We start from the raw sequence: 12,020 nt of genomic DNA, 5'->3' as shown, positions 1-12,020 counted from the left end.
TATTTTGAATTTGAGCAAAATATTAAAACAGGACGATCTAAAATGCAGCAAGCATTACAGGTATTCAACATTTTAGGCGAAAATGATATTCATAGTCAATATGCAAGTCATTATACTAAGACTATAGGAGCAAAAAATCATAGTGGAAAAATATAAAATAATGTGGGGCGAAACCTCTGATCGCGGATGGTATTTACAATTATTATATGGAACAATAGAGATATGTAAAAAGCGGTCGTAAATGATTTAAAAACCATTTACGATCGCTTTTTGGATATTTATGCCACAGCTCAAGGCTAAAGAATATAACAAGTACGAGCTTAGCAAGATGATTTTTTAGTTTGGATCACAATGCTCATAATAACCAGACGCGCCATTAAAATAGTTGAGCATGGTAAGAAAAATAAGCTATAAAAAATATTGATCTTTTTTAGCTTATTGTTTTTCTCATTAAGAGATCAGCCGATCATTTTTGATGTGTTTCAAAAATTCCTGATAATAAGGTTCAAAGACATCTTGTTGTTCTTTAGGGGTACCAAGCATCTGTTTTGGAAAGAAAAAGCGCTCGTCACCCAGTTCTTTATCAGTTACAGCCTTGACTAGAGGTGAGACCTCAGATAGTTCTTCTAGGTCGCCATTTGGTTGGATCAAATTGATCTTGGCTTTAGAATCATAAAGTGCATAGGGCAAGTTGAAACTATCATTAGTTGCAGTGTAGTAATTGGCGTCATAGCCAGAATTGGTCACTAGTGAGGCTAATTTTGGTAACAACTCAGCTTGCTTTTCTGTAACGCGTACTGATTTTAAAGGCTGGCGATCTAAGAAGCGTTGGGCTAAGTCGCTTAGGATCGGATCTTTAGCAGTCCGCCAGTTTTCAAAGCAAGTATTTAAGATACCATCGTCAAGGCGCAAGTAATCTGCTAGCGTGAAATCTTTTTCAAAGAAAGGCCGTAACAGTTCAGCGGCAAAATCTTTTGGTAATTTGCCAGCTAAATAGAGATCTTTAGCTCGCTTGAGCAAATGTCCCAAAATAACTTCCATTGAGCGTGAAACGGGATGGAAATAGACTTGTTGATACATTTGAAGCCGACTGATGATGTAATCTTCGACCGCATGCATCCCACTGTATTCAAAGACGATCCCATTTTTGCTTGGACGCATAACACGTAAGATCCGGGTCAGATCAAATGTTCCGTAGTTAGCCCCAGTAAAATACGAATCGCGTAAAAGATAATCCATCCGGTCAGCGTCGATCTGGCTAGAGATCATTTGGACGACTTGGGGATTTTGATAAGTCTTAGCGATCACGCTAGCAACTTTTTTGGGAAAATCAGGCGCAACTTGCTTTAAGACTGCATTGATCTGGGTATCTTCTGATGTGATGATCGTGCGGGTCATTTCTTCATGGTCAGTTTCAAAAATATGCTCAAAAGTATGTGAGTAAGCACCGTGTCCAACATCATGCAAAAGTGCAGCACATAATGCTACTAAGCGCTCATTATCATCCCACCCTCCATCAGCTGGTGTTTTAGTGGCATAGTTTCGTGCAAATAGATCACAGATCCGCCGTGTGATCTCGTAAACGCCGACCGAGTGTGTGAAGCGGGAATGCTCGGCGCTATGAAATGTGTAATTAGTCGTTCCCAGCTGTTTGATCCGACGCAAACGTTGGAATTCGCGGGTATTGATCAGATCGAGAATGACTTGATGTTTGATATAGATGTAGTCATGGATCGGGTCACGCAAGACCTTTTCTAAGGGTAACATTTTTGAGGTATAGCGAGTTGTGATTTTAAAGCCCCCTTCGTAATAATTATTGTTATAATAAGTATATACGTTGAGTGATCAATTGTACATGTTTAGAAATGGGGTAGAGCGTTTTGACAATGCAAGTACCAGTGGAAATAAAATTAAGAACTGTTCAAACTCAGGCGAGTGAGATCGAAAAATTTGAATTGCTCGAACAGGGTGAATTGACGCGTAAGGGAGAAACTGTATATTTGCGGTATACTGAGGCTAAAGCTGGCGCTCAAACGATTTTAAAGATCAAGCCAGCTGAATTATTGCTGACCAGACGCCAAAGGCAATTAGCTTTGCAATTAAATTTAGCTGAGGGTCAGCAAACCAATGCTAAGTATAAGACAGCTTATGGGATCATTCCTTTGGTGGCTAAGTGTACGACTTACAAATATGAACAGATCGCTGAAACTAGCGGTGAGTTAAAGGTGGAGTACCGTTTATATTCGGGTGAAGAATTATTGGGAGAATATAAATTAGAATTGCAATTCAAGGCTTAATATTGTAAGATGAAGAGTAAACTGTGGAAAGGACGTGTACCAGTTTGGAGCTAGAAAAATTCAAAGATGCTAACCGCAATGAATTATCAATGGTCGAAGTTGCACACGCAATTTTGAGTCAAAAAGGTGATGTGATGGCCTTTGCTGACTTAACAAACGCAATTCAAGAATATCTTGGTAAGAGCGACCAAGAGATCCGTGACCGTTTAGCGCAATTTTATACAGATTTAAATGTTGATGGCAGCTTCATCTCTTTAGGGGATAATCTTTGGGGCTTACGCTCATGGTATCCATTTGAATCGATCGACGAAGCACTCGTTCACTCTGAAGACGAAGAAGAAGAAGCTCGTCCACGCAAGAAGCGTAAGAAGGTCAATGCTTTCTTGGCTGATGCGACTGACGATGATGACGTGATCGATTATAATGATGATGATCCAGAAGATGTCGATCTAGATGATGATTATGATGATGAAGATGAAGATGATGAAGATCGCGAATTGAAAGCTTATAGCAAAGATCTAAGCGATATCGACGATCCAGAAGATGAAGAAGATGATCTTCCAGATGGGATCGAAGGTCAGTTGACTGAATTATCGGATGCTGATTTAGAGGATTAATAATTTTGTGCTTGACGTCAAGCAATGTTTTAGGTAAAATTCAATATGGGCGCTTCACTTATATGTGAAGTCAGACGTACGGCAAGGCAAGCTCCCTATTCTAAGAGGTGAATAGGGAGCTTGTTATTTTTGTTAGTTCTACCCTGATAAATTAAACTAAAGGAGCATTTAATAATGACCAAGTATATTTTTGTTACGGGCGGCGTTGTTTCATCTCTAGGCAAAGGTATCGTTGCCGCTTCACTAGGCCGTTTATTGAAAAACCGCGGATTAAAAGTTACGATCCAAAAATTCGATCCCTACATCAACGTTGACCCAGGGACTATGAGTCCATATCAACACGGTGAAGTTTTCGTGACCGATGATGGTACAGAGACTGATTTGGATCTCGGTCACTATGAACGCTTCATTGATATCAATCTGAACAAATACTCAAACGTTACAACAGGTAAGATCTATTCTGAAGTTTTGAAAAAAGAACGTCGTGGAGATTATTTAGGGGCAACAGTCCAAGTTATCCCACATATCACTAATATGATCAAAGAAAAGATCATGCGTGCTGGAACGATCACAGATGCTGATGTTGTGATCACCGAAGTTGGGGGAACGGTAGGTGATATCGAATCATTACCTTTCCTTGAAGCTTTGCGTCAGATGAAGTCTGAAGTTGGTAGCGAAAATGTAGTTTATATCCATACTACTTTGGTACCATATTTGAATGCAGCTGGAGAAATGAAGACAAAGCCAACCCAACACAGTGTTAAGGAATTGCGTGGTTTAGGTATCCAACCAAATATCTTAGTTGTGCGGACTGAAAAACCGATTTCTCAAAGTATGCGTGATAAGATCGCAAACTTCTGTGACGTTGAACCAGAAGCTGTGATCGAATCAATGGACGTGGATACACTTTATCAGATCCCGTTGAACTTACAAACACAACATATGGATGAGATCGTATGTAAGAAGTTACATCTCGATACACCAGCAGCTGATATGACTGATTGGAGCAAGCTGGCCGATAAGGTGCGTAATTTAGATGGTGAAGTTAAGATCGCTTTAGTTGGTAAATATGTCCAATTGCCAGATGCATATATCTCAGTTAATGAAGCTTTACGTCATGCTGGTTATGCGCTTGATTCTAAGATCAAGATCGATTACTTTGATTCTGAAAAGTTGACAGCTGAAAATGTTGCTGAAAAGCTCGGTGGTTACGATGGTATCATCGTACCTGGTGGTTTTGGTGATCGTGGTCTTGAAGGTATGATCCAATCGATCCGCTATGCTCGTGAAAATGATGTACCATTCTTAGGTATCTGCTTAGGTATGCAAATGGCATGTATTGAATTTGCCCGCGATGTGTGTGGACTTGAAGATAGCAATACTGCTGAAGTGGATCCTAATGCTAAGAATAAGATCATCGATCTAATGGCAGATCAAGCTGAAATTCAAGATATGGGTGGTACACAACGTCTAGGGCTTTATCCATGTAAATTAAAACCTGGGACAAAGACAGCAAAAGCTTACGGTAACCAGGACGTGATCCAACAACGTCACCGTCATCGTTATGAATTTAACAACCAATACCGTGAGATCATGGCACAAAAAGGCTTAGTCTTTGCAGGTACTTCACCAAACAATCATTTAGTTGAAGTTGTGGAAATTCCAGAAAACAAATTCTTCGTGGCTGCTCAATACCACCCAGAATTCTTATCTCGTCCACAACGACCAGAAGGTTTATTTGCGGCCTTTGTAACTGCTGCTGCAGGAAAATGATCAAAAAGCACTCCATCTGGGGTGCTTTTTTAGTATAGCTATATGCGGATAAACTACTCTATTTGATGGTTGAAAGCAGTGTACGAATGCTAGCAAGGATGAAATTTGCGTGTATTCAAAGCGTTAAATATATATGCAGAAGTTTGGCCGTAATATATCGACATTGCAGTTTTTTTGCTCATCTTAAAAATAAGCATGATATTTCACCGATAAAGCGCTAATTTACATTGAAACATTAATTATTATCCTGTAAAATTCAATATGGCGCATTGTTTACTATTTGAGAAATTGCGCAGACTATTTGATGATGATTCGAATATATATGATTTAGTGAGGATTTTAACAAATGAAAAAAATGATTGTCAAGGGTTCGCAAAAATTATCCGGTGAGGTGACGATCGGCGGAGCGAAAAATAGTACTGTAGCTCTTATTCCAGCTTCCATTTTAGCTGATACACCTGTTGAATTTGATTCTGTTCCTGATATTTTAGATGTCCATAATTTGATGCTGATCTTAAAGGCGATGAATGTTGAGTCATTTTATAACCGAGGAAAACTGACCGTTGATCCAACAACGATCGTTTCGACACCGCTACCTGGCGGAGCGATCCGAAGTTTACGTGCTTCATATTATTTTATGGGGGCTTTACTGGGGAAGTTTGGTAAGGCAGTCGTTGGTTTTCCAGGGGGAGATAATATTGGACCACGTCCGATCGATCAGCATATCAAAGGCTTTAAAGCTTTAGGTGCAAAGGTCGTTGAAAAAAATGATACGGTCTATATCACAACAGGACCAGAAGGCTTAAAGGGAGCAAGGATCTTTTTTGATCTCGTGTCTGTTGGTGCAACGATCAATGTTTTATTAGCAGCTGTTAAAGCTAAGGGAACAACGATCATGGAAAATGTCGCACGTGAACCAGAGATCGTGGATCTAGCAACATTTTTGAATAACATGGGAGCTAAGATCCGTGGTGCTGGGACTGATGTGATCCGTGTTCAAGGGGTAGAGAGCTTAAAAGCACAAAATATCCATACGATCATTCCTGATCGGATCGAAGCTGGGACTTATCTTTCTTTTGCAGCAGCAAACGGCAACGGGGTGATGGTCAAAAATGTGATCACCGAGCATTTAGATCCATTTATCGCTAAGATGCAAGAGATGGGTGTAACTTTAGAGATCGATGAAGATAAGATCTATGTGCCAGGTGGAGACCTGCTTGCGCCAGTAAGTGTGAAGACAGCTCCGTTTCCAGGGCTAGCAACTGATCTACAGCAGCCTTTGACACCACTTTTGATGAAGGCTAAGGGGAGTTCGACTATTATTGATACACTTTATCCCCAAAGGACCAAACATATTCCTGAAATGCAAAAAATGGGGGCACAGATCTCGAGTAAAGATGGTGTGATCACTATTTCACATGCTAAAAGTTTGATCGGTACGACGGTAGAAGCTGGAGAGATCCGTGCTGGAGTCTCTTTGCTTGGCTTGGCTTTGATGGCTGATGGGGTGACAACGATCACTAAAGCGGATAATATTTTACGTGGTTATGATCGGATCGTTGAAAAATTCCGTGGTTTAAATGTTGAGCTAAAAGTGATCACCGAAAGTGAAACTTTAGATTTTTGAGAATAATTAACGATAGAGGCAATAGTATGACAGAGATGCAAACACTAGAAGAGTTACAAAAAAAGACATTAAAAGAAATATACGAATATGCACGTAAATATAAGATCAAATACTATAGCCAAATGAATAAAAAAGAGCTATCTTTGGCCGTTATTCGTGCACAAGCAGAGGAATCTAGTTTTGTGATGAAAGGCGTCTTGGAGATCTTTTATGATGAAGGCGGGTATGGTTTTTTACGACCATTAAACTACAGTCAATCAAAAGAAGATATCTATGTTTCAGCTTCACAGATCAAACGCTTTGGCTTGCGTAACGGCGATGAAGTCGTTGGCAAAGTTCGTCCTCCACGCCAAAATGTGGCTAATGACCGCTATGGGATGCTATATATCGATTCTGTAAATGGTAAAAGCCCAGAAGAAGCTAAGGGAAGACCACATTTTCCAGCATTGACGGCAAAATATCCCGATCGGCGTTTGATCTTAGAGTATGAACAAAAGAAACTTTCGACGCGAATGATCGATCTCTTTGCACCGATCGGTTTTGGGCAACGGGGCTTGATCGTAGCACCACCTAAAGCCGGTAAAACTACATTTTTAAAAGATATTGCTGCGGGGCTCTCTAAAAATCATCCGCAAGCTAAGCTTTTAGTTCTTTTGATCGATGAACGGCCAGAAGAAGTTACTGATCTAGAAGAATACCTGGCAAAGATAAATCCAACAGGTGAGGTGGTCTATTCAACTTTTGATCAAAGGCCTGAAAATCATGTGCATATCTCAGAATTAGTATTAGAAAGAGCGATGCGTCTAGTCGAAGATAAACAAGATGTGATCATTTTGTTAGACTCATTGACGCGCTTAGCTCGGGCGTATAATTTAGTAGTGCCTGCTAGTGGCAAGACTTTATCTGGGGGCTTAGACCCAACTGCTTTGTACCGTCCTAAAAAGTTCTTTGGAGCAGCACGCAATGTCAAAGAAGGTGGAAGTTTGACGATCTTGGCGACAGCTTTAGTCGATACAGGTAGTCGGATGGATGATATCATCTTTGAGGAATTTAAAGGGACTGGCAATCAAGAGTTGCAATTGAGTCGTTTATTAGCAGAAAGACGGATCTTTCCAGCTGTTGATCTTAAAAAGTCAGGAACACGGAAAGAAGAATTACTACTCTCTGATGAAGAATTAGAAGCTGTTTGGAAGTTACGACGTGCAATGAGCGATGATGTTTTAAAAGATACTGAACAGATCTTAAAGATCTTACGTCAAACTAAAAATAATCAAGATTTTTGTGACCAGATCGATCATCTTGAGCTATCAAATAATGGGATGCAAGTCCGAAGATAAGATATAAATTTTTTATGGACCTATATTTAGAAAAGTTTTTCTAGATATAGGTCTTTTTGTGCTCTCAGCTCGGGTGTGTTTTTTATAGCGTTAGAAGTTGTTTTTTTGATATACTTCAAATTTTATAAATAAAACGTTGATTTAAAAAAGCAAAACATTAATTATTTTTTAAAATTAGACGCTTTTATAAATTAAAAATGATTAAAACAAAAATCTTAGTCAATAAGAAAGGATCTAGATAGTTATCTTTGTTTATGGTTGTTATTAGCGCTTTTATGTTGGATAAAACAATAATGTTAGAATATAATATAAGTATGGATGAGAAAGGATATTATTTTAGATTAAATATTTTTTAAAATATTATGTATATTTGCTGGGATTTTAAGTTCATGTATTTCATAGGAGATACGAATGGAGGTATTAGAATGCTCTTGAAAAATAATAAGAAATTACAAACTGAGAAAATGGAGCCTAAACACCAACGTTTTACGATCAAAAAATTTACAGTGGGAGTCGCTTCAGTTCTTGTAGGAACTACTTTTGCGATCTCTATGGGGACTACATTGGTCTCAGCTGATGAAACTTCAGCGCAAGTAACAGAAGTGTTAAATGATAGTGTAGCAGAGAAGACTTCTGAAGATGAAGAAGGAACTTTAGAGAAAAGCACACCTGAAACTACAGAAGCTATCAGTGAAACAGAGCTAGCTACTGTAGTAGAAACACCACAAGAAACCCCATCTGAGACATTTGAAGTAAAGACGGATCTTACAGCTGATCAAGCACACGCAACAGAAGAAACGTCGCAAATCCGAACTACTGCTGGAGCAACAACTGAGATCCAAACGGAAGACCAAACTTCTAAAGCTTCAGACCAAATCAAACAAGAGTCAACTTTTGCATTTAGAAGTGTATCAGAAGCAACTGCAGAGGAAACGACGGCTGATGCACCAGCACCACGGGTAGAAGATGTTGATCTAACTAAGAGTAAGATCGAATTTAATAAACCGGTGTTGCATGTCAATCAAGATATTGATGAAGTCAACGGGTTATTGACAAAAGAATATGTTGAAAATTCGCTTATCAAGAAATTGACCTTATCTAATGGTACGGTTTATGAGGGAGAAGAATTAAGAAATCTTTTAAATGCAGTCGTGGCTGAATATTCATGGGGAGATGATCCTGACGTCAGTGTAGCTAGTGACGATGTTGTTGCGCGTCTAAGAGCAAGGCTCAATAATAAGCGTTCAGTAACTTGGGATATGATGATTTCTGTGATCGGCGCAGAAGCTAAAACAGATACTAAAACACCATGGGGAGTTAGGGTCGATGCTGTTACTGCGATCGCTAATGTCGATGAATTAAAGCAATTTGATACGACGGATACACCGGTCAGCTATGCTTGGAAAACAGAACCAGACTTTAGACCTGGTGTAGGTGCCGATCATAACGTTACGGGCGTTGTAGTTGTGACCTATCCCGATGGTACGACACAAGATATTTCGGTGCCGATCATGGTAGGAGATTCTCAAGCTGATACGTTTGCTACTAAAGATGAAACTACGACGATCCAAAAGATCACGGTGCATTATGGTCAGACAGTCGATCCAATACTAGGTATCGTCGATCCTGCTGGCAATAATATGGTCAAAGCCAATTTTGATTCGCCAATAGATGCGACCATTGCAAGTGATGAAAAAAGATCGGCAGTAATGACATTTACAGATGGTTCGAGTGTGCCAGTCGATATTCCAGTTGAAGTGATCGTTGCAACGCCAAAAGCAGATGTTACTACCCCATGGGGACAAGTTCCTGATGCGAAAAGTTTGATCGCCAATACCGATGTCTTGACACAATTTGATCAAACAGATAAGCCAGTGGCCTACACTTGGAAACAAGAGCCAGATGTTAGACCGGTAACGGGTGCTACAGAACGTAATGCGACTGGGATCGTGACTGTTACTTATCCGGATGGTACAACACAAGATGTTGAGGTCACTGTTGTGGTCGATAAGTCAGAGGCAGATAAATTTTTGGAAGATCAAAGTGTTAAAACCCAAACTGTCACGGTAAAACGTGGGCAAACAGTTGCTTCAAGTACGGCCTTTGATGGTCTCACTGAGACAACTAAGACAGACTTGAAAGCAACAGGTGCAACATTTAATGATCAGATCGACACTTCTGCTGCGGCTAAAAAAGATTACCCAGCTACAGTAACATTTGCAGATGGATCGACTGCATCAGTTGACATCCCAGTGGTAGTTACTGAACAAGCCCAAGAATATGATCCAGTGGGTAAAAATATCGAGACTGGCCTAAATACGTTACCAACAGCAGGATCTGCGATCGATATTGCAGCGTCTGCTTTACCAGAAGGTACGATCTATGCTTGGAAACAAGCACCTGATGTGACGACTAAAGGTGTTAAAGATGCGGTCGTAGTTGTGACTTATCCAGACGGCTCGACCGATGATGTGTCTGTTAAAGTGACTGTGATAGCACAAAATGATGAATTTATGGTAGCTTATCCATCTACCAGTGTTGTTGAACATGATGCAGTGACATTGACACCAACGATCACAGATAAGAACGGGACAGTAACGACACCACCAACTGGAACTAAGTTTACGCTTAAAGATACTGATCAATATATTCAGATCGATGAAAATACTGGTGTGATAACTGTGATTAATGCACCGTTAGATCTAAGTATCCCAGATGTTGTGGTGACCTATCCCGATGGCACGACGACAACATTGACTCCAGATTTAACGGTCTATCAACGACCGGTAGCAGGAGAGGCTCGATTTGATCTAAATGGACCAGTGACCGCGGAGAAAGCTAAAGAAGCGATCAAAAATAGTACTGATCTACCAGAAGGTGCGACCTATGAGTGGAAAACGATCCCAGATACGAGCAACCCAGGTTTTAGTTCAAATGTTGTCTCTGTAACTTATCCAAATGGAACGATCAAAGATGTTACGGTCTCTGTTAGAGTAGGGACTGACGCTGAGATCAATCAGCCATCAGGTAGGAATATTCAAGTTGATCTAAATGGAACGATGCCAGAAGCAAGTGTTGCAACTACGAACTTGGAGAAGTTACCTGAAGGGACAGTGGTCACATGGAAAGACCCAGTAGATACGACTACCCCAGGTTACAAGAAGGGGACGGTAGTAGTGACCTATCCCGATGGCACGATTGATGAAATGGTACTACAAGTGAAAGTAGGTACGGATGCAGAAATATATGATCCAACAGTGCAAGAGATCCAAACTCCGATCAATGGGGACTTGAAACCTGAAGATGGAATTTTAAACTTCTATGATATGCCATCTCGAGCAACATGGAAAGACCCAGTGGATACAACGACGCCAGGTCATAAAGAAGGTACAGTCATTTTGACCTATCCCGATGGTACGACTGATGAAGTAGTAGTGCCAATAAAAGTAGGAACGGATGCACAGATCTATGAACCACAAGTAAAAGAAATACAAGTAGACTTGAATGGCATCCCAGAAGCTACAGCTGGCATAGAAAATATGTCAGATCTGCCAGTAGGTACAACGGTTGCCTGGAAAGAACCAGTAGACACAACAACACCAGGTCATAAGGAAGGTACAGTTGTCGTAACATATCCAGACGGTACGGCAGAAGAAGTGACAGTGCCTGTAAAAGTGGGAACGGATGAGCAGATCTATGAACCACAAGCAAAAGAAGTACAAGTAGAGTTGAATGGTACCCCAGAAGCTACAGCAGGTATCGAAAATATGTCAGATCTGCCAACAGGTACAACTGTTTCTTGGAAAGAGCCGATAGATACAACGACTCCAGGGACAAAAGAAGGTACAGTTGTTGTAATATATCCCGATGGCACGACAGAAGAAGTGACAGTACCAGTGAAAGTAGGTACAGATACTGAGATCTATATACCAACAGGTCAAGAAGTAAAAACTTCATCCGCTCAGATCCAGAAAAGTATTATTCGAAAAATAGAAAACGGGGACTACCTGCCGGGAGAACGGATACACAGCGAGCGTACAATGGCAGCTATGTATGGCGTTTCCAGAATGACGGTTCAATATGCTCTGAGAGAACTGGTGAAAAAGGGATATTTATATCGGGTTCGGGGAAGCGGAACCTTTGTGCAAAAAAATGTGGTGGATCGGATGGATCTGAATTATCTTTCAGAAAGGGGAAATTCAGGAATTACTGCAATTGTAAAAAACCACGGGGCCAAAATAGCAAGTAAAGTTCTGACAAAGGGAATCATAACAGGGAAATTTTTTTCATACAGGTTAGGATTGGAAAAGGATACGGAAGTTTATGTGCTTCACAGAATACGCTATGGGAACGATGAGCAAGATCTGCC

Annotated in this window: 7 protein-coding genes; 6 read left to right on the top strand and 1 reads right to left on the bottom strand. The window is 40.4% G+C overall.

Annotation, left to right across the window (positions count from 1 at the left end; genetic code table 11):
• Positions 1–450 precede the first annotated feature (450 nt).
• Entirely contained in the window at positions 451–1,767 is a 1,317-nt protein-coding gene (locus tag Q9Q35_RS09025) for an HD domain-containing protein (RefSeq protein ID WP_304653072.1), read from the bottom strand.
• 119 nt (positions 1,768–1,886) lie between these two features.
• Here Q9Q35_RS09025 and Q9Q35_RS09020 point away from each other — a divergent pair, with 119 nt between their 5' ends.
• The 6 genes from Q9Q35_RS09020 to Q9Q35_RS08995 all read left to right on the top strand — a co-directional run.
• Entirely contained in the window at positions 1,887–2,297 is a 411-nt protein-coding gene (locus Q9Q35_RS09020) for a DUF1934 domain-containing protein (protein WP_304653073.1), read from the top strand.
• A gap of 44 nt (positions 2,298–2,341) precedes the next feature.
• Positions 2,342–2,914 (top strand): DNA-directed RNA polymerase subunit delta, encoded by a 573-nt coding sequence (gene rpoE, locus Q9Q35_RS09015; RefSeq protein ID WP_304653071.1) that lies wholly within the window; start codon positions 2,342–2,344, stop codon positions 2,912–2,914.
• A 174-nt stretch (positions 2,915–3,088) separates the two neighbouring features.
• The gene (locus Q9Q35_RS09010) at positions 3,089–4,687 is read left to right on the top strand and encodes a CTP synthase (RefSeq protein WP_304653070.1); all 1,599 of its coding nucleotides are present in this window, start codon (positions 3,089–3,091) and stop codon (positions 4,685–4,687) included.
• A 346-nt stretch (positions 4,688–5,033) separates the two neighbouring features.
• Positions 5,034–6,314, top strand: coding sequence for a UDP-N-acetylglucosamine 1-carboxyvinyltransferase (locus Q9Q35_RS09005; protein ID WP_304653069.1), 1,281 nt, complete (start codon positions 5,034–5,036; stop codon positions 6,312–6,314).
• 26 nt (positions 6,315–6,340) lie between these two features.
• Positions 6,341–7,651 carry a transcription termination factor Rho gene (gene rho / locus Q9Q35_RS09000; RefSeq protein ID WP_304653068.1) on the top strand — a complete coding sequence of 437 codons (1,311 nt, stop codon included), beginning with the start codon at positions 6,341–6,343 and terminating at the stop codon, positions 7,649–7,651.
• 425 nt (positions 7,652–8,076) lie between these two features.
• Positions 8,077–12,020 (top strand): Rib/alpha-like domain-containing protein (locus Q9Q35_RS08995; RefSeq protein WP_304653067.1); only part of this gene is annotated, 3,944 nt, incomplete at its 3' end.

The sequence above is a fragment of the uncultured Ligilactobacillus sp. genome, from assembly GCF_948826705.1.
Taxonomy (GTDB): Bacteria; Bacillota; Bacilli; order Lactobacillales; family Lactobacillaceae; genus Ligilactobacillus.
The sequence above is the reverse complement of the archived record's forward strand: the minus strand, read 5'-3'. Positions and strand labels throughout refer to the sequence as shown.